Genomic DNA, 21502 nt, shown 5'->3' on the forward strand with positions numbered 1-21502 from the left:
GGAAACAAACAAGGCCGGACGCAATTAAAAAGTAGCGTTCAGCTGGAAACGTCCCGGGACGTTCCTGAAAAAGGGACCGTTAAATCAGCAGGGGAAGCTGAAAGCCTTCATGTACCGGGCCGTCGTCCCTGAAGGGGTCGGGGGTATCCGGTATGGCGGAATCCGATGTTTGGCTTGTTAAAAGAAGAGGCTGCGCCAGATGGTGGAAATCCGGTAACGTCTGCCAGATGATGCAGGGCTGGGGAAGCGGCGCGTGAAGGACGGGCAGCGCCAGGCCGTCAATTTCCAGCCGCTGGTGCTCGCAGAGGTGCCCGGCCAGGGGGCTGGAAGTGCTGCTGCCGGGGGCATGGTCCCCGCGGCATTCGCATGGGGCCGCATCCTGATGGCAGGAGCAGGAAAAGAGGAAGACCTCTTCATGGCACGGACATACGGAAACCATGCCCGTTCCGCCTACGACGACCAGCAGAAGGGTGAGCAGCATAATGCCGTTGCGCAATGCTCTAACCATGGTATGCCGCGAATCCTAGAAAGGAGCGGGGGAAGCGTCAAGAGCAAAGTGGCGGATGTCGGAACCTTGAAGGAACCGGGCTGTTATTTCCCAGCCGCTTTACGGAGCAGGTCCACGGTGTGTTCAAAGGCTACGCCGCGCACGTCAATGATCTGGGAGTTTTCCGCTACGGCTCCGGTGATTTCCTCCTTGAATTTTCCGGCCTGTTCCTCCGTGAGCAGGTTTTTAGAGATCAGGGAGCGCGTAATGAGCTGGAGAACGTACTCCGTTTCCACAAAGGACTGGCGGCCTACCGCCTTTTTCATGGCTTCCATGAATTCGGGGGCGTGTTCAGGCGAGAGGGCCGCAACAGCTTTTTCATAAGCCTGTGCAAAGGTGTTCACCGGGGCCTTGGAAACTTCCGTCTTGGTCAGGTCAAAGCTGGATTGGTAGGCAAGGGCCCCTTCCTCCGCCAGTTGAAGGGCGTTCTTGCCGAATTTGTTGACGGCATTCATGTCCGCCCCTTTTTCCAGCAGCAGGGCTGCCACCTGGAAGTTGCCGCGCATGGCCGCCAGCATCAGCGGCGTAAAGCCGTTGCCCTCCCGGTTGTTGATGTCCGCCTTCTTTTCAATCAGCATGTCGGACAAGCGGTCCAGGCCGCTCCAGGACGCCCAGTGCAGGGCGGTCCATCCGTCCTTGTCCTTCTGGTCGATTTCCACGCGGGTATCTTCCAGCAGGCGTCCCAGGTAGGGCGCGCGCTTGGCTTCCAGCTTCAGTGTGGTTTCAATGTTGTTGTAGTTGGCATAGCACACCCACATGACGGGCGTCCTGCCGTGGGGGTCCGTCATGTTGACGAAGGCTTTTCCTTCCTTCGCCGCCAGTTGCTCCCCTTCTTCCAGAGTTTGGTCGAATTCCTTCATTCCCTTGACCCTGGCTTCCTGTTCCTCCTGTTCGGAGGAGGCATTGACTTCCTTGGCCTCCGCCTTTTTCATCACGGTGATGAGGTCCAGGGCCGGATTGGGGTCTCCGGAGAAGGATTTGGAAACCACCAGGCTGATGCCGCCCAAAATGGAACTGAAAGCCACCAGGATGAGGGAGTCCACAATGATGTTGCGCGTGTGCTGGTTCATCGTCTTGAGAGGTTAGGAGTTGGCTTCCGTGAGTTCTTCCGCCGTAACGGCGGGGTCCATTTCCGTTTCAATGGCCGCAATGAGCGGGGAGTCCGCATCTTCCTCCGGGTGGTCGGAGGTGATGGTCTTGCGGGTCATGATGATGGCAATGGGGCTGATGACGGCCATGGCCAGGTAAATGGTCCACATGAATTCGGGTGAATCCCAGAAGCCGATGTGCCCGGTATCCATTTTGGCGCAGATGCCGTCGTAGCAGAGGTAGGCGACCAGCAGGCCACCGATGATGCCGTTGATGGGCTTGGCAATGAACATGGGCAATGCCGCCAGGGACATGTAGGAGGCCACCTTGTCCTTGGGCGCCACACGGGCCACATATTCCGAGAAACGGGGAGAGAAAAGCAGTTCCCCGAACGCGAACACCAGAATCTGCGTCACAATGGCTACCAGATACGCCTGGGAGCGCGTTTCAATGCCGGGCACCACATAGTACCATTCAATGGGAATGGCCATGAAGACAAGGGAGAAAGCGGAAATGGACATGCCCACGATCATGAGGCTGACGGTGGAGAAGCGTCCCAGCACCGGAATGAGCAGGATAAGCCCGGAAACGATGATGGCCGGGTTGATGGCATTGATGGAGCCGATGGCAAAGTCATCATACAGGGTGCGAACGTAGTATTTGGGCATGACCAGGAATTGCAGCGTGAAGACGATGCGCACGCCCATGGTCAGCACCAGGAAGAGGATGAGCTTGCGGAAGGCTGATTCCTTCCACACTTCCCGGAAAAGCTGCAGGGGACGGCGGAGGGGCGCTTTCAGGTTAGCCTCCTTTTCACTGGGTTCCGCGTAATTGTCTTCGTCAATGAAGCGGGTGGTGATGCAGCCCAGCAGCACCATCAGCGTGCCGAAGTTGATGATCCAGTAGCCGCCGTCCACGGCGCCGAAGTGCTTGCGGAAGAATTCAATCAGGAATACGTTCGCGATCACGGCGGCGATGTTCATCAGCAGGTAATAGATATTGAACCCCGTGGCGCGCGCATTCAGCGGGGCGAAGCGCCGGATGGAGGTCTGGATGACGGGTGACATGAACGCCGTGCCGAAGGACATGATCAGAATCCCCGTCATGACCACCAGCCTCCCGGAGTCCACGGTGGGGCTCAGATCCGGCCCGAATCCCATGATGAGACGCCCGGCGATGAGGATGATGAAGCCGATCAGGTACGTGCGCCTTATGCCGATGATGTCGCAGATGGAACCCACCGCAAAGACGAAGGCGGAGATGAACAGGGTGTACAGCCCCACCCACAGGGCCGCGTCCGCATCGTTGAAACTGCAATAGTCCGTCAGGTAGAGGACAAATACCGTAATCAGGGAGAAGTAGGCCATGCCGTCAAAGAACTGGACGACGTTGGTGAGCCAGAAATCTTTGGATACGGTTTTTAGGATTTTGAACTCGGAAAAGTACTTGATGATAGGGTTGGCGGACTCGTTCATGCAGAAGAGAGTAAATTTTGACGACGGTGGAAGAGTGAGTTACCCGCACCCCCGTTTCAAGTTTTTTTCTCTCAAAAGCCGGATTAACCGGAAAAATGCGCGCCGCCGCCACGGCGCGTCCCCTATCTGGGCAGAATGCGCCGGAAGCCCGCCACATTGCACCATGACAGCGCCTTCAGGCATTGTTCCACGGCCATGGCGTCAGAGGGTAGCAGGGGCCACAGTCCGGCCTCTTTCAGCCCTGATTTGGCTATTTCCGCCGCTTTCCATTCACGGAACTGGGTAGGAAGGGCGGAGAAGGTGAAGAAGGCCCAGCAGGCCAGCCCGATAGCCAGCGCAATCTGGAACTTCAACAGCCCGGTGGCCAGCATCCCCAGCAGGATAAGAGCCGTGAAGAATGGAATCATCATGGCGCGGCCGGAGGCTGTCTTGCGGGCTTTGGCCGCCGCAGGGTCTTCCCTGACCAGGCTGCTCATGGCCCAGGTGTGGGCCACGCAGGCCAGGCGCCCCGCTGTCACCTTGCCCTCCCAGGCGGGGGGCAGGCTGATGAGGCCGTTTTCATCCACACCGGGAAAGCGGGCCTCCGCCAGTTTCCTCTGGCGCTTCTCCGCGCCGTCCAGGCGGTGGACCAGCCCCGCCGGACCCGGAAATCCCGGCAATTCCCGCGATTCGTAGGTACGCAGCGGAATGACCCCCTTGGTGAAGCGCAACGCGGCAATGACGCCGAGCACGACCACGGAAAGGAATATCACTACTGCGAATAGCATAGACGGCTTTTTCGCATACGTCCGGATGCCCGTCAATCTCCCCGGATGGCATGAAGGCGGTCTTTTCAGCTTGATTAACACGGCAGGCGTTAAGTACAACAATCCGTCATGTTTGCGCCGTTCTCCCGTTTTCTTGCCTTGCTTCTGATGTTTTCGGGCTGCCTGGGATGGGCGGCCCCCGCTCCTGCGCTGGGACGGCCCAACATTCTCTTTATCCTGGTTGACGATCTGGGCTGGGGGGATCTTGGGGTGTTCCACCAGAACCGCCGTGCTCGTGAAGGGAAGCCCGCCATTCAGACTCCGGCCCTCGACCGGATGGCTGCGGAGGGAATTCAGTTGTGCAGGCATTATGCGGGTTCTCCCGTCTGCGCCCCTTCGCGCGCCTCGCTGTTTTCCGGTGTCCATCAGGGGCATGCCCGCGTGGTGAGGGACAATACGTTTGACATGCCCCTGGAGGATGCGCTGACGTTGCCGGCCATGTTGAAGAAAGCCGGATATGCAACGGCGCTGATCGGCAAATGGGGGATTGGAGGCGGAACGGAATGCGGAGGCAATCCCGGAGAGTCCACGGCTTTTCCCGACAAAAGGGGCTTTGATTATTTCTTCGGCCATCTGGACCACATCGGAGCGCACCGGCACTATGCGGCGGATGATCCCGCGGACCGCCGTTCCCAGACGGGTACCAACGTGATCTGGGACATGCATGAAAACATCACCAAATCCTGTACGAATTCCTATTCCACGGATTTGTTTACGGCCCGTGCCAAGAAATGGATCGTGGACCACAGGAAAAAATCAAGGGGCCAGCCGTTTTTCCTTGCGCTGACTTTTACCGCTCCCCACTCCGCGCTGGAAGTACCCACGCAAGCCTATCCCGCCGGCGGCGGCCTGAACGGCGGATTGCAGTGGCTGGGTAAAAAGGGGGAATTAATCAATACGGCCAACGGCGTGCGCAATTCATACGTTTATCCCCGGTATGCCTCCCAGAAATGGCCGGAGGGAGCAAAAAAGCATGCTTCCATGATAGCCCGGATTGACGATGCCGTGGGGGATTTGCTCAAACTCCTCTCCGATTTGAAAATAGATAAAAACACGATCGTGGTTTTTACCTCCGATAACGGCCCCCATAATGAAGGCAGTTTCATAGGCCCTACGCAGGACCCCAACTTTTTCGAGTCTTATGGCCCGTTTGACGGAATCAAAAGGGATACCTGGGAGGCCGGCATCAGGGTTCCGGCTATTGTGCGCTGGCCGGCGGCCATTCCTTCAGGCCGCGTTAGCCATGCTCCCAGCCAGTTCCATGACTGGATGGCCACGTTTGCAGAGGCCGGAGGGATGCCGGTTCCGGCAAAAACGGATGGAGTCTCCATCCTGCCCACCCTCACGGGGAAAGGTAAGCAGAAGCCGGGCATTCTTTATGTGGAATATAACGTGAAGGGAAAAACGCCCAATTATAAAAACTTCCTTCCGGAGCACCGGAACGTTTCCAGGCTCCAGCAGCAGATTATTTATGCAGGCAGGTACAAGGGCGTCAGGCAGAATATCCGTTCCCACGAGGATCCCTTCCAGATTTATGATATTGAAAAAGACCCCAGGGAATCCCGCAATCTGGCGGAGACGCCGGAGGGCAGGAAATACGGGGACTATTTCAGGAAAAGGGTATTGCAGGTCAGGAGGATTTATGACTATGACAATTCCGTCCGCGGCTGTCTGGCTGGCAGGCCTTATGATTCCGTCCCCGTGCCGCCTCTGGAGAAGGGCGGGGAAATAGGCGGAAAACTGGCGTTCAGGCTTCTTTCCTCCAAGGCGTGTCCCTGGGTGCCCAAGCCGGAGGCGGTCAGGGGGTATGAAAACCTTGCGGTGACGGAGACTTCCGGTTGTCTTGTTCCGGACGGCATTTCCAGACAGCCTTTTTGCGGGGAATGGAAGGGGTTTCTGAGCGTGCCGGAAACGGGAGTTTATACCTTTTTCCTGGAAACGGATTCCAATGACGGTTCCAAATCCTTTGTGCGCCTGCATGACATGCAATTGGTGGATGCCGATTTTCATTATAAGCCGGGAGACCGGGCGGATTCCTCTTCCGCCGTGGGAACGACGGAATGCAGCCCGGAGACCGGCAAGAAGGGAGTGCCCCTGGCAAAGGGGGCGCACCCCGTCAGCATCGGGTACGTGCATGGGGCGGGCGCTTCAAAGGCCGGGCTCAAGCTGATGTGGTCGCGGGACGGGGGCGCCCCGGAAGAAATTCCGGCATCCTGTTTCTCCATGTCCGCAAAGTAACCGCCGGGAATTTTCCGCCTTCCCGGCCGGGAGGCGGGGAAAAACAGCCGTGATGGAGCCGGCTCTTTTATCTGCGGAGCCGTTGGATTGGGATTGCTTTCCCGGAGCTTTTCATGTAATTGCTGACCGCAATGGTCCATATCCGGGAATGCATGAGGAAGTGGCTGCCGTTCGTTCTGATGGCGGCGGCTCTCGGAGTGTCTCCGGCCCAGGATGTGGCGAGCCCGGATGCCGCAGAGCTGGACTTGGACCTGGTTAAATTGAAGAAGGGGCCCAAGGGCAGGCAGAGGGAAGCCATGCGGAAGGCCCTCCTGCTGGTGAACCTGAAACAGAAGGAAACGTGGCTGGCGGAATCCACGGGGGAGGACGCCCTTCACCTGAAGGCGGAGATTTCCTTCCGGCGGTACCTTGCCGCGGTGGATATGGCCGGATGCCCGGAGGAATTCAAACGCGCCTTCCGCAATTATGCAAAGCTTCTGAATTCCTTTGAAGAAAAAGATTTGAAAAGCGTGCGGGATTTTCCCTCCGTTCCCTTGCAGGAGGCCGGAAGGGAGCTTTTCCGGGTATTGCTCAATTACCGGCTGGAGCCGGAGCATCTGCTGGAGGAAATGAAAGCGCTGGTGGATGAAGAGGTGGAAGGTAAAGAGGAGCTTTCCCCGGAGCAGATGATGGACATTGTCCGGGAAGTGAGGGAAGCCCTCCAATCCGGCAAACGCCCTTTTCCCGCGGAAAGGGTTCTGGAGGACAGGGAATGAGGCATGGCCTGTTTTTCACCTGTAGTTTTGTTGAATCCATTCAACGGCTTTCAGGTTTTGCGGCAGGTAGGTTTTTAAAACTTCCCTGATACGCTCCCTGGATTGACGGTTCGCGGGGACCTCTCCGTCCATGGCGGCAGGCATGATCGGGAACGCTTTCTGCCGCTGCGCCTGTTGAAGATAGCGGGCATAGGCGTCCGGGTGCCGTTCCGCTTCCTCCCTGGACGGAATTTCCAGTTTTCCCATCACGTAGAGCAGGTAAAGGGCTTCCGGGTTATTCAGCGCGGCGGCTTTTTGGTAAAACTCCATGGCTTTCCGTTCATCCCGCATGATGCCGTATTCTTCGTCTCCGCAGGCATACAGCCGTCCCAGTTCCAGGGAGGCGGGAGCGTAAGACTGCCTGTCCGCCTGTATCAGATAAGCGAGGACCTCGGAAGGGTTTTCGGAAATGCATTCCGTGAAAGCTTCATACTGGGCCTGCGGGCTTCCATGGTCCGCCGCTTTTTTGATCCAGTAATTGTATTCCTCGGCTTTGAGATCGTTTTTGGAGATGAAGTTATGATCCGCCATTTGGCGCATGGCGGGAACGCAGCCAGCCTGCGCCGTTTTTTTCAGCAGTTTCTCCTTCTGGTCAAATTGCTCAAAGGGGGAGAGCTCCATGTATTGCCGGTACAGTTCCTCGGGGGAGGCTTCCCGCGGGGCGGCTATCCAGTAAACGCCCAGGGCGGCAGCGAGAACGGCTCCTGAAATGATTAGTGCGGATTTAATGCTCACAGTAGGTGAGCGGCTGCCCGGCAGAATTTTGTCTGAAAAAACGGTCGGGAAAAGAAGTGGGCCTGCTTCCGGTTACGGTTTCCAGGCAGCGGCCATCAGGGTCTGGAAATGGGGCGGTTCCGGTTCCCTGTCCACAATGTCCGTATGGATGTTCCGGAATCCGGCTTCCTTGAGCATGCTTTCCAGCGCGGCGGGCGTGAAGCCCAGCCAGCGGTCCGCGTACAGGTCCCTCGCCTCCTCCTGTCCGTGCTGGAGGAGGTCCAGCACCACCAGGCAGCCGCCCGGTTTCAGGATGGTCCAGGCGGCTTCCAGCGCCTTGACCGGCTTCTGGGCATGGTGCAGGGCCTGGCTGAGCAGGGCCAGGTCCACGGTGCCGGGATCAATGGGCGGCGTTTCAATGTCGCCCAGGCGGTATTCCAGATTATCCAGCCCGTGCTTTCGCGCCAGTTCCTGCCCCAGCTCCACCATGCTGGGGGAGTTGTCCACGGCGATCACCTGCTTGGCGCTGGGGGAAATGAGCTGGGAGACGAAGCCTTCCCCGGCGCCCAGGTCCGCCACCACGTCATAGTTCAGGATGCGGAGCAGGGCTCCGGCCAGCGCCTTCCAGGAACGGCCCGGCGCGTAGTTCTTGCCCAGCCGGCACACCACTTCGTCAAAGTAGGCCTGCGTGCGGTTCTTGCGCTTGTCCAGAATGACCTGGAGCGCTTTTTTATCCGTTTCCGCCTCCGGTAGTTCCTCGCAGGCTTTCAGGGCCACGTTGTGCAGGTCGTTGGCCAGGGAGAGGGTGTAAAAAACGTTTTTCCCGGAGCGGGTGTCCTCCACCACTCCTTCCTGCCGGAGCTGGGCAAGCTGCGTGGAGATGCGGCTCTGCCCCATGCCGAGAATTTCCTGAAGCTCCGCAACGCTCAGGGATTCTTCATTCAGAACGTTGATGATGCGCAGGCGGGTGGGGTCCGTCAGGAGTTTGAGCGTTTTTAGGATTGACTTCATGGTGGAATAATATATCAACGCATCGAGATTTATCGATATGAGTAAAAACAACCCTCACATCTTCACGTCGGAATCCGTTGGAGAAGGCCATCCGGACAAGGTGGCCGACTACATTTCCGACTCTATTTTAGACGCCTGCCTGGCTCAAGACAAAACTAGCCGCGTCGCGTGCGAAACTTTGGTGAAGAGCAACATGGTCATCATCGCCGGAGAGCTGACGACCAAGGCGGTGATTAACCCGGAAAAGATCGCCCGCCAAGCCATCCGGGAGATCGGGTATTGCAACCGGCAGGATGACGACGTGTTCCACGCGGATACCGTCTTTTTCACGAACCTGCTCACGGAACAGTCTCCGGACATCGCCCAGGGCGTGGACGCCCGGGAGGCGGAGGGCAAGGGCCACGCGGAACAGGGCGCCGGGGACCAGGGCATCATGTTTGGCTTCGCGACGAACGAGACGCCGGAGCTGCTGCCGGCCCCCATCGTGTTCGCCCACAAGCTGCTCATTGAACTGGCCAAGCGCCGCAAACGCGGGCATGTGGACTGGCTGCGCCCGGATTGCAAGTCCCAGGTGGCGGTGGCTTATGATGAAGCCGGAAGTCCTGTCCATATTGAAAACGTGGTCATCTCTACCCAGCACACGGAGGAAGTGGACCATGATACGATTTACAATTACTGCGTCAGACTCATTAAGACTGTGCTCCCTGCGGAACTGCTGGATGACAGGACGGAGTATTTCATCAATCCCACGGGTAAATTCGTGGTGGGCGGCCCCCACGGGGATTCCGGCCTGACGGGCCGCAAGATCATTGTGGATACGTACGGCGGCATGGGCCGCCACGGCGGCGGCGCCTTCTCCGGGAAGGACCCATCCAAGGTGGACCGTTCCGCGGCGTACATGTGCCGCTGGGTTGCCAAGCACATTGTGGCCGCCGGGCTGGCGGACAAGTGTGAATTGCAGGTGGCCTACGCCATCGGCTACCCCACCCCCGTTTCCATCCGGGTGGACACCTTCGGCACCGGAAAGGTGGAGGAAAAGGCCATTGAAAGCGCGCTGGAAGGCATTTTCTCCTTCAAGCCCGCGGACATGGTGGAGCAGCTCGACCTGCTGCGGCCCATCTACCGCAAGACGACGCACTACGGGCATTTCACCAATCCGGAGCTTCCCTGGGAGCAACTGGACGAAACGCGCCTTGCCTCCCTGAAACAACTTCTTCATTAATCCCACGACAACGTTTACAGACATGTTTTCAGAAACGGAACAATACAAGGTGCGCGATATCAGCCTGGCGGATTTCGGACGCAAGGAACTGGACATTGCGGAACATGAAATGCCCGGCTTGATGGCCGTGCGTGAAAAGTACGCGGACGCCAGGCCCCTGGAGGGCGTGCGCATCATGGGCTCCCTGCACATGACGGTGCAGACGGCCGTGCTGATTGAAACGCTGGTGGCCCTGGGCGCCTCCGTCCGCTGGGCAAGCTGCAATATTTTCTCCACGCAGGACCACGCCGCCGCCGCCATTGCTAAATCCGGCACGCCCGTGTTCGCCTGGAAGGGGGAAACGCTCCGGGAATACTGGGACTGCACCTGGAAGGCCATGAACTTTCCGGACGGCCTGGGCCCTCAGCTGATTGTGGATGACGGCGGAGACGCCACCCTGCTCATCCACCGCGGGTATGAGATGGAGGAAGGCTCCGGCTGGGTGGACACCCCGTCAGAGTCGGAGGAAGAGGAAGTCATCAAGGACCTCCTGAAAAAGATTGCCGCGGAAACTCCGGGCATTTTCCACCGCTGGCTGCCCGAGCTGAAGGGAGTTTCCGAGGAAACGACCACCGGCGTGCACCGCCTGTACCAGATGCAGGCCGCGGGACGCCTGCTGATTCCGGCCATCAACGTGAACGATTCCGTGACCAAGTCCAAGTTTGACAACCTGTACGGCTGCCGCGAGTCCCTGGTGGACGGCATCAAGCGCGCCACGGACGTCATGATCGCCGGAAAGGTGGCCGTGGTCTGCGGCTACGGGGACGTTGGCAAGGGCTGCGCCCAGTCCCTGCGCGGCATGGGCGCCCAGGTGGTCGTGACGGAAATAGACCCCATCTGCGCGCTCCAGGCCGCCATGGAAGGCTACCGCGTACTGACGGTGGAAGACACGCTGGGCTGGGCGGACATTTACGTGACCACCACGGGGAACTGCGGCATCATCCGCATTGAGCACATGGAAAAGATGAAGGACCAGGCCATTGTGTGCAACATCGGCCACTTCGACAATGAAATCCAGGTGCACAAGCTCCAGACCTATCCCGGCATCAAGCACCTGAACATCAAGCCGCAGGTGGACCGTTACACGTTCCCGTCCGGCAACAGCCTTTACCTGCTGGCGGAAGGCCGCCTGGTCAATCTGGGCTGCGCCACGGGGCACCCCAGCTTCGTGATGTCCAACAGCTTCGCCAACCAGGTTCTGGCGCAGCTGGAACTGTGGAATACCCGTGAAAACCGCCCCGTGGGCGTGGAAGTGCTTCCCAAGGTGCTGGATGAGGAGGTGGCGCGCCTGCACCTCGGCAAGATCGGCTGCAAGCTTACCGTCCTGCGTCCGGAACAGGCGGACTACATCGGCGTTCCGGTGGAAGGGCCGTACAAGCCTGACTTTTACAGGTATTAGGCTGGCGGATTTCTCCGTTTTCCGGCTGTTTCATCGGGAGTGCTCTCCCGGTGGAACAGCTTTTTTATTTGTCCGGAGAAGGGTTTGTTTTCTGGAGCGCGGAGGGGGTATTTCATGGACGGATTTGCAATCCGGCGGCAAGCCATAAATTTGGGAAAGGGCATTTAAGACAAATTCTCCCCGGTATTTCCGAACGCCGTTGGCCTTCAACGAGGAGATTGTTTCTGAAAGATATAACGGGGATTTTTTTTCTTTTCCGCGTTTCAGGGGAATTTTTCAAAAGCCGGGAAGTCCTTGCTGCCTGCAGGTTGTACCTTGCCAATCACGGAAGAAAGCTGATGACGGCCCCTTTAAGAAAGGCTTCCTTCTCCATGGATTCCACGCATGGCTCTATGGAACGGATTGCAAATCCGTACTGTTATCCCTGAAGCCATTTCAATGGCGCGTGTTTTTAGTGTGCAATCCTGGTTTTTCCAATGTCTTACGTTGAAGTTCCAGGATTGTCTCCCCTACCTGAAGTGCTATGGATGCCCCTTCCCAGAAAACGGCTCTCGTTGTGTTGTTCAACCACCAGTATAACCGCAATATTCCGGTCATCAGGGACATTTATTCAGGGCGTTTTTCCGCGTTGCTTCAATTAATGCCTTATTACAAGGGGAATGATCCGGACGTATGCCCGGTATTCGGCAATTCGTTCCAGTTTTACCATTATATTTTACAGGTACGGGAAAGAATCAAGGCGCTGGACGGCGACCATATCCTCATCATCGGAGACGACCTTCTGCTGAATCCGGAGTTTGACGAGTTTTCCACGGCGTCCCTGCTGGGAATCCGGGGGGACGATACGTGCTACCTTGACGGCTTTGTGGACGTTTCCCTGCCCCTGTGCTACCGGGGTACGGTGGAAGCCCACCGTTTTTCCATGGCTCCCGCCGGTCTTGATGCGGAGAGCGTGAATAAAAATGCGCCGTCCTATGAAGAAGCCCGGCAAATCCTGAAATCCAGGAACCTCATGCAGCATGACGATCTGTCCCGCGTGCGCATGTTCATGCCCAAGTGGAATCCCGGGGGCGGCATTCATGCCAACTGGAAAGTGCTGAAGGGCAGAGTCTGGCATCTTCTGAACCATTGGAAGCACAAGATTAAAAAGTACTCGTATTCCTACCCCGTCGTCTTTGGCTATTCGGATATTATTTCTATTCCGAAAGGGAAGTTTGACGACTTTTGCCGGATTCTTGAAGTGTTTTTCGCGTGGAACATGTTTGTGGAGCTGGCCATTCCCACGGCGCTGCAGCTTCTTCCTGAAACGCGGCTGGCCACGCTGGAAGGCACGCAGTACAAGTCCGGCAACGTCTGGTTCCCGCAGGATCCGGACCACTTTGAGGCCATGAACGGCGTTATTGACGGGCTGATGTCTTCTTCCGGGGGAGACATCGGCAAATTGCTTGCCTCCTTTCCGGAGGACTACCTGTACCTCCATCCCGTGAAATTGTCCAAGTTTGGAAAACGGGGTATTTAATCCGTTGATTTTCTTTATTCCATGATGAAATATGCTGTGATCGGGGCCGGAGTTTCCGGATTATCCATGGCCGGAATGCTGTTGAAAAAAGGGCATGAGGCAGTGGTGTACGAGAAGGACAGCCGGCCCGGCGGCCTGATCAAGTGCGCGGAGGTGCAGGGCCATTTGTACCACCTGGTGGGCGGTCATGTGTTCAATTCCCGGCGGCAGGAGGTATTGGACTGGTTCTGGTCCCGGTTTGACAAGGAGCGTGATTTTGTTTCCGCCCGCCGCCGTGCCGTCATCTCCCTGGAGGGAGGGGAGGTGGTTGATTATCCCATTGAGAACCACCTGGACCAGTTCCCGGAGACCGTCCGTTCCTCCATTGTCCATGAACTTCTGGAGCTTTACAGGAATCCCCCTGCGGAACCCCGTTCCCTGGGAGAATTTTTCCGGAACCGTTTCGGGAAGACCTTGAACGACCTTTATTTCACGCCCTACAACAACAAGGTGTGGCGGCAGGACATCAACGGAATCGCCATGGACTGGCTGGAAGACAAGCTGCCCATGCCTACCGTGGCGGAAATTCTGCTGAACAATATCGGACGGATTAATGAAAGCGCCATGGTGCACAGCTCCTTCTTTTATGCAAAGCGCGGCGGTTCCCAGTTTCTGGCTGATACGCTGGCGCATGGCTTGAAGGTCGTTTACCGGGCGGAGGCCGCGGACATCCGTCCGGAGAATGGAAAATGGCGCGTGCAGGGAGAGTTGTTTGACAGGGTGGTTTTTACAGGGAATGCCAGGCGGCTTGCGGACTGCTTCCCCGGCGTGGATGAACTGCGCCCGTTGCTTCCCCGGATTTCGGCATTGCGTTCCCACGGCACCACCTCCGTGCTGTGCCGGATTGACCCCAATGACTATAGCTGGATTTACATGCCTTCCCCGGCCCACCGTTCCCACCGCATCATCTGCACAGGGAATTTTTCCAGGAACAATAATAACGGCGCCGTCACTACCGCCACCATTGAGTTTTCCGAGAAAATGACGGAAGAGGAAATCCGGGCGCAGTTGGAGCTCATCCCCTTCTCCCCCGCCTACTTGGCCCATCACTGGGAGGAATACACCTATCCCGTGCAGGATGCGTCCAGCCGCGCCCTGATCCGGGAGCTGAAGGAGCGCCTGGAACCCAGGGGCATTTACCTGCTGGGGCGTTTTGCGGAGTGGGAATATTACAACATGGATGCGGCCATCGGCGCCGCCATGGACCTGGATAAGCGGCTGGACGCGGAGCTTCAGCCGTAAGGGCGCCCTCCCGTGGACACGGGAATATAAGAAAGGCGTTTATCGGCAAGTATCCGGCCAGAGCTGTGGATTGTTAATCCGCTGTCAATGGAAAATTTTAACGGACAATGAATTCCAAATATTTGACGTGTAATAAAAAAGATTTTTCACCATCCCCGTAGGATGGCCTGAACAGACAACTTTTTCAGGGTTATATTTTTACAGTTTCTTTTTTATTTTCTCCAAACAAGCGGATTAACAACTCGCTAGAAAGGGCGTGCAGAAAGCATGGCCCATGTTCTACCCGGCCATGCGTTTACCCCGGAATCAACGCGCATGGCTATTCGTTATTGTTCTTTCGCGACACGCGGCTACCACTGGCGGCAGTGGATGCGGATGACAAGTTTAAAGCTGGCGGAGCCTTCCGTGGAATTGTCTTTCTGGAATCTTGGCCGTCTGCTGTCCGCAGGCATCAGGCGCGAAGTGCCCTGGTTTGACCCTCATTTGCAGGGGGCTGGCTACTGGTGCTGGAAACCCTTCATCATGCTCAGGGAACTGGACAGCCTTCAGGAAGGGGACTATTTGCTTTACACGGATGCGGGGCGTCCGCCGGGAACACTTTTCCGCCATTCAGTACAGCCTCTTGTCCAATGGCTGGAGGAGAAGAGGCAGGATGTCCTGCCGGGAGTGAATATTTCCTATTACACGGGAGATTTGTCAAGGTGGTGCAAGCAGAGCGTTTTTGACGCATTGAATCTGGATATCAGGGACTTCGAGCATAGCCCCCTGATTCAGCCGACTCCGTGTTTCCTGAAAAAATCGGAAGAAAGCGTCCGGATTCTTCGTGAATGGATGGAACTATGCCGGCAGTTCAGCTTGGTGTCTTCCCCGACTCCGGAGGAAAAAAGCCGCTGCCGTGACAATTTTGCGGCCCATACGCATGACCAGACGCTGTGGTCGCTTGTTGCGGCCATGAACCATCTGGATTGCCTTTATTCCAGGAAGGGAGTCATCCATCTTGACGGGAGGCATCCCTTTTTACGGCACCCCGGATTTGATGACAAGGATCCGGACTTCTTTTTGGGAGAGCTTGGAGCGGAGAGGGTGGAAAGGCCTTTGCTTACCTTTCTCTCCGGCGTTCACCAGGGGATTGCTTTTTGCGAGAAGGCCGTGAATAAATTGTCCAAGATCGCCGGATTGGGCCCCCTCAAAGGTTTTTACGGGTAAGGACGGGGTGGAATAGCCGCTACCGGGGCCGGATACCCAGGGAATAAAAAGGCGCCGGAAGATTCCGGCGCCTGGGAAAAGTTCCGTTGGAACGGCTTCCTACCAGGAAGCGTCAAATTTGGGAATGGGCGTTCCCTTTCCGCCGGGGCAGTTTTCCGGGACCTTGTAGGCCTTGCGGAGTTCGTTATAGCGCTTCTTAAGTTTTTCCACGGTGGACTTGTAGGCGGGATCGTTAATGACGTTTTTCATCTGCATGGGATCCTTTTCCATGTCAAAAAGCATCCATTCGTCACTGGTCCAGATATAGGAGAGCGTATAGCGGTCCGTCCGGATGCCGTCATGGCGCGGGGCGTTGTGTTCGCCGGGATTCTCGTAGAAGCAGTAGTAGATGGCATCTCTCCAGTCATTGGGCTTCTTGCCCGTGGTAGCCGTGGGAAGCAGGGAAACGCCCTGGAAGGTATTCATGTTTTCCGGGGTATCCGCTCCAGCCGCGGAAACGATGGTGGGAGCGTAGTCAATGTTCTGCACCATGGTGTTGTTGCGGATGCCTGCGGGAATTTTGCCGGGCCATCTCATGATGAGGGGCATGCGGAGAGATTCTTCAAAAATCCAGCGCTTGTCGTACATGCCGTGTTCGCCCATGTAGAAGCCCTGGTCGCCGCAGTAGATGACCAGTGTGTCTTTGGAAAGGCCTTCCTTGTCCAGATATTTCATCAGGCGGCCAATACTGTCGTCCACGGAAAGCAGGCAGCCCAGATAGTCTTCCATGTAGGCATGCCATTTCCATTCAGCAAAGGCTTTCGGGTCTTTTAGCTTCCCGGATTTCATGCCGTCCACCAGGGACTTGGTGCGCTTGGCGTAGTAGTTCGTCCAGGTTTTCTTTTCTTCCGGGGTCATGCGGTTCAGTTCGCCCAGGTCCCAGCCGTAGCCGGGGGAGACGATGCTCTTGCGCATGTCTTCCGGCACCTGGTCCTTGAGCACCTTGAGGTCGGAATAAATCGCCATGTGCCTGGCGACGGTCTGCTGGTTTTTCTTCAGGAATTCCGGGCGGTTGGCGTAGTCGTCATGGAAGTTGGCGGGCGGCGTCAGCTTGGACGTGTTCACCTTGCCCAGGTGGCGCAGGGCGGGACACCAGGCGCGGTGGGGGGCCTTGTGGCCTACGACGAGAAGGAAGGGCTTGTCCTTGTCCCGGTTTTCCAGCCACTGGATGGATTTGTCCGTGACCACGTCCGTGGCGTAGCCGGGAAAGCGCTTCGTCTGGCGCTTCCCGTTCGGCTTGAGGCTGATGAAATCCGGATTGTAGTAACTGCCCTGGCCAGGGAAGATTTCCCACGTATCAAAGCCGGTGGGGTCGGATTCCAGGTGCCATTTGCCGAACAGGCCCGTCTGGTAGCCGGCTTTTTGCAGCATTTTGGGGTAGGTGGGCTGGGAGCCGTCCAGCGGCCTCTGGCCGTTGAAGACGAAACCGTTCATGTGGGAGTGCCTTCCGGTCAGGATGCAGGCGCGGGAGGGGCCGCAGAGGGAGTTGGCGCAGTAGCTGCGGTCAAAGACCATGCCTTGCCTGCCCAGCTTGTTGAAGTTGGGTAGCGCGACGGGGGAATCGTTCTTGGAGGTGCCCAGCGTCTGGTAGGCGTGGTCATCCGTAATGATGAAGAGGATGTTCGGCTTTTTATTCCCCGCAGCCTTGGTCTGGGCCATGAGGGGGGCTGCCGCCAGCAGGGCCAGAGTCCCGGCGATGATGGTTTTTAAGGGTCTCATATTGCATGGAGGATATAGGATGAGGGCACCGTGTCAATGTCATAGGATTCCTTTTGCCGGGATTTTCCGTTATGGTATCCTTTCCGCCATGCATTCCTCCCCGTTGGAAGACACCCTGCGTTTGTTCGGAAAGGAGCGGTTCCGCCCCATGCAGCGTGAGCTGATGGAGTGCGCGCTGGCGGGCCGGTCCTGCATCGGCATTTTGCCTACGGGCTCCGGCAAGAGCCTTTGCTACCAGATTCCGGGGGTGCTGGGAGACGGGGTAACGGTGGTGGTTTCCCCGCTGATCGCCCTGATGCGCGACCAGGTGGCCGGGCTGGAAAAGCTGGGCGTGGCCGCGGCCAGGTATGATTCCTCCCTGGTGGAGGAAGAGAAGGGCGCCCTGCTGGACAGCTTGAAGTCCGGGGCCGTCCGCCTGCTGTTCGCCGCGCCGGAGTCTCTGGAATCCCCGTGGATGCGGCAGGCCATGGAGCTTGTTTCCCCCGGCCTGTTTGTTGTGGATGAGGCCCACTGCCTCTCGGAATGGGGGCACAGTTTCCGTCCCGATTACCTGGGACTGCCCGGTTTTTTCAGAAAGTACGGATTCCGCAGCGTCATGGCGCTGACTGCCACGGCTACGGAGCGGGTGTGCCGCGACCTGGCCGCCCTGTTTGACGTGCAGGAGGACTGCATCTTCCGCGCCGCGCCGTACCGGGCGAATATTACCCGCCAGGTGGAAACGCTGAAGGAACAGGATAAAACCGCGCGGCTGGTGGAGTTTTTGAAGGAGGACGGCCACCGTCCCGCCGTGGTGTACACCCGCACCCGGAAGGATGCGGAGAGGCTCTCCTATGAATTGGGACAGGCGCGTTTTTTCGTCAAGTCCTACCATGCGGGCATGCCGCCGGAAACGCGGGGGCTGGTGCAGGATGAGTTTTTGACGGGGGCGGCGGACGTGCTGGTGGCGACGATTGCCTTCGGCATGGGGATTGACAAGCCGGACGTGCGCTCCGTAGTGCATTACCATCCCCCCGCCAGCCTGGAGGCGTATGTACAGGAATCCGGCCGTGCCGGGCGCGACGGGCTGCCTTCCTTCAGCCTGGTGATGCTGTCCGCGCGTGATGGCGTGGCCGTGGTCAACCGCCTGCACGCGGCGGAGCCGGACCGCCACGGCGTGAAGGGGCTGGCGTCCCTGCTGTCCCGGAGGGGGGAGCATATTGTGTCCCTGTATGAGGCCTCCGCCATCCATGACCTGCCGGATGTGGCAGTGGACCGGATGCTGTTTGACCTGAAGCGTTCCGGCTCCGTCCGGGAACAGGGCATGGGGTACAAGTATTACAAGGTGCGCCCCTTGTTCCGGATGGAGGAAATCCTGTGCGGACGTGATGGCGAAGAAGGCGCCCGCCTGCAATGGATGGACGGCCACCGGGAGGGGGAGGTGGAGGCTCTGGCCGCGGAATGGGGGATTTCCTGGGAAGAAGCCGCCGCCTGGCTTGACGAACTGGCCCTTTCCGGGGAATGGAAGGTGGACCTGCGCCAGATAGCCCTTCACCTGCATTCCGAAGGTTTTGATGCGGAGGAGGCCGCAGAGGGATTCGCTCAGTATTTTTCCCGGTCCAGGCTGAACGGGCTGGAACGCTGGAAAACGTGCGTTTCCACGCTGACGTCTTCCGCCTGCCTCAACAGGAGCCTGGACGCCTACTTCGGCTTCCGGGAACCGTCCGGCCCCTGCGGGCACTGTCCGGCATGCTGTGGAGCGGTTCCCGCGGGTATGGAAGAGGAAAGCCCCGGACCACTGCCGGAAGAACTGCGTTCCGACGTCATGGAACTGGCAGCGCAGAGAAAACCCGCACTGGCCCGCCCTTCCCAGTTGACGCGTTTTCTGCTGGGGCTGGCTTCTCCGGCGGCCATGCGCGCGCGGCTGTGGGGGCACCCCCTTTACGGGGCGCTGGCGGATAGAAGCTGGGAGGACGTGTGGATTGAGGCCCGCGCCCTCTTGGGGAATTAGCCGGTCAGTTGCCGCCTTTGGCGGCTTCATAAGCGGCAATGATGCGCTTGCAGGAGTTTTCCGCATGCAACAGGGAACACCAGTAGCGGGAAATTTCCTCCGGGTTGCGTTTCCCTTCATCCCAGGCGCGGATTTCTTCCAGCAACGCCTTGGCAACGCTTTCCGGAGAATCCGTCGGGCTGAGCGTGCCTGAATCATGGGAAACGTACCATTGCAGGCAGTTCAGCAGGGGAGTGAGGCGAGGTCCCACGACGGAGGCCCCGGCGCAGAGCGCTTCCGCGGAGGCGATGTGAGAACCTTCGTATCGGGAGGTGCAAAGGCAAATTTTAGACTTTGCATAAACCTTGATGAGTTCCTGATTGGGTACTACACCATTCAAATGGATGTGGCTCTGATGGTCCGGAGGTAATGATTGGTGCCATTCGTGCAGGGAAGGGGGGATATTCCCGTAAATCTCAACAATCCACGGGGTATGCCTGCTCGCGAATATTTCCAGTGCACGCATTAGAAGTTTTGTGTTTTTTTGAAAAAAATCATCCCAGCGGCCTACGGCAACAATTAGATTGTGCTTGGGCAATGCGGGTTCATAAATATGTTGAGAAGAGATCGGGTTGGGAATGAGAGCAAGTTTCTTACATGTCTGTTTTCCGTAAAGCCATTGGCGGTCAAGAATGGAGAGCAGGGCAGGTGGAGACGGAAAGGAAATGAGATTCGCCATCTTCAAATGTTTTCTCCTTCCTTGATCCAAAGCTCCGGCAGTGTGGTATTTGATAATACGGAGACAGGCAAAAAGGGCTCCCTTTAAACTCCCTCTTTTATTTTTCTCCATATTCCAGATATGGCGTGTGAGCGTTTTCCAATGACACCAGGGATAAAATAACCCGGAAGTGTCCATATACGCCACCAGGTAAATTCCTGCCTCATGCACGGCGCGGGCCACGGGCGTGTATTTTCCCGTTCCCCACGCGTACAGGACCAGCCCGTCAATGCCCAGGGACTTCCACCAGGCGGGGTCTTCCAGGTTGGCGTATTCCGTGCGGATGAGGTCGGGGTCGTCTCCTTCCTGGGCTGGCGTGGGCATGATGGCCCTGCTCTCCACGCCGATTCTCTGAAAGGCCTTGCAGAAAGCGCCTGAATCACGGGAAAAGAAGGTGTGGTCCCCTTTAAAGGGAACGGGCGTGCAGGTGTACCATTTCATGATGTCGTGGTCGTGGAAGGTTGGCGGGAAATGCGGAGTTCTTCAAAAAGGCTTTCCATGGATTGAAGCCACGTGGCGGGGGAGTATGTGGAGGACAAAAGTTTTTGCCCGTGTGCTCCCATGGCCGGCCAGTGTTCCTCCTCCTCCAGCGTCGTGTGCAGCGTCTCCGCCAGGGATTCCGCAGAAGGTTCCCGGGCAATCCAGCCGTTTTGCCCGTGGGTGATGAGCTCCGGCAGGCCGCCGCACGGGGTGACGATAACGGGCGTGCCGTGGAGCCACGCTTCCAGAACCACCATGCCGAAGGTTTCCTCCCACAGGGAGGGGGCTACGGTCAGGCCGCAGGCGGCGCGTATGGCCCCCTGTTCCTCGTGGGGGATGAATCCGGTCAGGCGGATGGATTCAAGCTGGCGGGAAGAGACGTAGCGCTCCAGTTCTTCGCGCAGGGGGCCGTCTCCCATCAGGTAGAGGGTACGGCCGGGAGGGGAAAGGCTCTCCCACGCCCGGACAAGCTGGAAGACGCCTTTTTCCCGGGTGAGGCGTCCGGCGTACAGAACATCCCGTCGGGGCAGTCCGGCGAGGGCGGTTTTTTGCCGGATGAAATGGGGAATGACCCTGATTTTGTCTTCAGGTATTCCGGACTGGATGAGAAGCTCCCTCTGGCGGCGGCTGACGGCGATGTAGGAGGAAAGGCGGTTCCAGGTTCCCATGCGGCGCGTTTTATACAGGGCAGCGGCGGCCAGGGCGGAGCAGGGGGCGCTGCCGCGCCAGCAGGCGTGCAGGACGCCGGGAAGGTAGTTGCCGTTTTTGCAGGAGAAACAGGGCGCACCGTCCCGGTAGAACACTCCGTTAAGGCACCCGGCGCGGTAATTGTGCAGGTAATGGATGACGGGAACGGACTGCTGCATGGCCAGCTCGTAAACGCAGGGGGACATGGCCGGAAACGTATTGTGGATGATCCACGCGTCAAAGCGGTTTTCACGCAGGCATTCGCGGAGCTTTTCCTCCACGTCCCGGTTGTGGAGCATGTAGCGCATTTTAGTCAGCGCGCCGTGGGGGCTCCGGAACAATTCCCCGGTGGAATAAACAAAGGGGGTGACGTCCGCCACGGCGGCCAGCGCCTCCGTGATGGCATGGAAGCAGACTTCCTCGCCGCCCAGTTCCCCGTAACGGCTGAAAATATGTAAAATGCGTGGACGTTGCATGGCCGCGGCAGCACGGG

The 21502-nt window shown here is 57.9% G+C and carries 17 protein-coding genes; 8 read left to right on the top strand and 9 right to left on the bottom strand.

Annotation, left to right across the window (positions count from 1 at the left end; translation table 11 throughout):
- Positions 1-79: 79 nt before the first annotated feature.
- From CXU21_RS09210 to CXU21_RS09225, 4 genes are all read right to left on the bottom strand, one after another.
- The gene (locus CXU21_RS09210) at positions 80-508 is read right to left on the bottom strand and encodes a hypothetical protein (RefSeq protein WP_146017036.1); all 429 of its coding nucleotides are present in this window, start codon (positions 506-508) and stop codon (positions 80-82) included.
- A gap of 83 nt (positions 509-591) precedes the next feature.
- Complete coding sequence (locus CXU21_RS09215) at positions 592-1617, bottom strand: ankyrin repeat domain-containing protein (RefSeq protein ID WP_102725808.1); 1026 nt, start codon at positions 1615-1617, stop codon at positions 592-594.
- A gap of 12 nt (positions 1618-1629) precedes the next feature.
- Entirely contained in the window at positions 1630-3111 is a 1482-nt protein-coding gene (locus tag CXU21_RS09220) for an MFS transporter (RefSeq protein ID WP_102725809.1), read from the bottom strand.
- Between the two features lie 122 nt (positions 3112-3233).
- Positions 3234-3878, bottom strand: a complete 645-nt coding sequence (locus tag CXU21_RS09225; protein WP_146017037.1) for a hypothetical protein — start codon at positions 3876-3878, stop codon at positions 3234-3236.
- Positions 3879-3986: 108 nt separating this feature from the next.
- Here CXU21_RS09225 and CXU21_RS09230 point away from each other — a divergent pair, with 108 nt between their 5' ends.
- Together CXU21_RS09230 and CXU21_RS09235 are read left to right on the top strand one after the other, a co-directional pair.
- On the top strand, positions 3987-6155 hold the full coding sequence (locus CXU21_RS09230) for a sulfatase-like hydrolase/transferase (protein ID WP_102725811.1): 2169 nt from the start codon (positions 3987-3989) through the stop codon (positions 6153-6155).
- 131 nt (positions 6156-6286) lie between these two features.
- A complete protein-coding gene (locus CXU21_RS09235; protein ID WP_102725812.1) occupies positions 6287-6910 on the top strand; it encodes a hypothetical protein in 624 nt (207 codons plus the stop codon).
- A 15-nt stretch (positions 6911-6925) separates the two neighbouring features.
- Here the strand turns inward: CXU21_RS09235 and CXU21_RS09240 are convergent, their stop codons facing one another.
- Entirely contained in the window at positions 6926-7684 is a 759-nt protein-coding gene (locus CXU21_RS09240) for a tetratricopeptide repeat protein (RefSeq protein WP_102725813.1), read from the bottom strand.
- A gap of 72 nt (positions 7685-7756) precedes the next feature.
- Entirely contained in the window at positions 7757-8674 is a 918-nt protein-coding gene (locus CXU21_RS09245; protein WP_102715996.1) for an ArsR/SmtB family transcription factor, read from the bottom strand.
- 37 nt (positions 8675-8711) lie between these two features.
- Between CXU21_RS09245 and metK the strand changes: the two genes are divergently transcribed.
- The 5 genes from metK (at position 8712) to CXU21_RS09275 (ending at position 15340) form a co-directional block, all read left to right on the top strand.
- A complete protein-coding gene (gene metK / locus CXU21_RS09250) occupies positions 8712-9896 on the top strand; it encodes a methionine adenosyltransferase (protein ID WP_102725814.1) in 1185 nt (394 codons plus the stop codon).
- A 22-nt stretch (positions 9897-9918) separates the two neighbouring features.
- Positions 9919-11334, top strand: a complete 1416-nt coding sequence (gene ahcY, locus CXU21_RS09255) for an adenosylhomocysteinase (protein ID WP_102725815.1) — start codon at positions 9919-9921, stop codon at positions 11332-11334.
- 523 nt (positions 11335-11857) lie between these two features.
- Entirely contained in the window at positions 11858-12853 is a 996-nt protein-coding gene (locus CXU21_RS09265) for a hypothetical protein (protein WP_102725817.1), read from the top strand.
- Between the two features lie 21 nt (positions 12854-12874).
- Positions 12875-14134 carry a protoporphyrinogen/coproporphyrinogen oxidase gene (locus tag CXU21_RS09270; protein ID WP_102725818.1) on the top strand — a complete coding sequence of 420 codons (1260 nt, stop codon included), beginning with the start codon at positions 12875-12877 and terminating at the stop codon, positions 14132-14134.
- Between the two features lie 315 nt (positions 14135-14449).
- Positions 14450-15340 (top strand): hypothetical protein, encoded by an 891-nt coding sequence (locus CXU21_RS09275; protein WP_180972751.1) that lies wholly within the window; start codon positions 14450-14452, stop codon positions 15338-15340.
- Between the two features lie 99 nt (positions 15341-15439).
- Here CXU21_RS09275 and CXU21_RS09280 read toward each other — a convergent pair whose 3' ends face one another.
- Entirely contained in the window at positions 15440-17098 is a 1659-nt protein-coding gene (locus CXU21_RS09280) for a sulfatase family protein (RefSeq protein ID WP_102725820.1), read from the bottom strand.
- An 88-nt stretch (positions 17099-17186) separates the two neighbouring features.
- Here CXU21_RS09280 and CXU21_RS09285 point away from each other — a divergent pair, with 88 nt between their 5' ends.
- Entirely contained in the window at positions 17187-19085 is a 1899-nt protein-coding gene (locus CXU21_RS09285; RefSeq protein ID WP_180972752.1) for a RecQ family ATP-dependent DNA helicase, read from the top strand.
- A gap of 4 nt (positions 19086-19089) precedes the next feature.
- Here the strand turns inward: CXU21_RS09285 and CXU21_RS09290 are convergent, their stop codons facing one another.
- The gene (locus CXU21_RS09290; RefSeq protein ID WP_102725821.1) at positions 19090-20283 is read right to left on the bottom strand and encodes a glycosyltransferase; all 1194 of its coding nucleotides are present in this window, start codon (positions 20281-20283) and stop codon (positions 19090-19092) included.
- Positions 20280-21485: a glycosyltransferase family 4 protein gene (locus CXU21_RS09295; protein WP_102725822.1), complete on the bottom strand. Its 1206-nt coding sequence runs from the start codon at positions 21483-21485 to the stop codon at positions 20280-20282. The genes CXU21_RS09290 and CXU21_RS09295 overlap by 4 nt, the downstream gene beginning before the upstream one ends.
- Positions 21486-21502: the final 17 nt, after the last annotated feature.

The sequence above is a fragment of the Akkermansia muciniphila genome, assembly GCF_002884975.1.
GTDB lineage: Bacteria > Verrucomicrobiota > Verrucomicrobiia > Verrucomicrobiales > Akkermansiaceae > Akkermansia > Akkermansia muciniphila_C.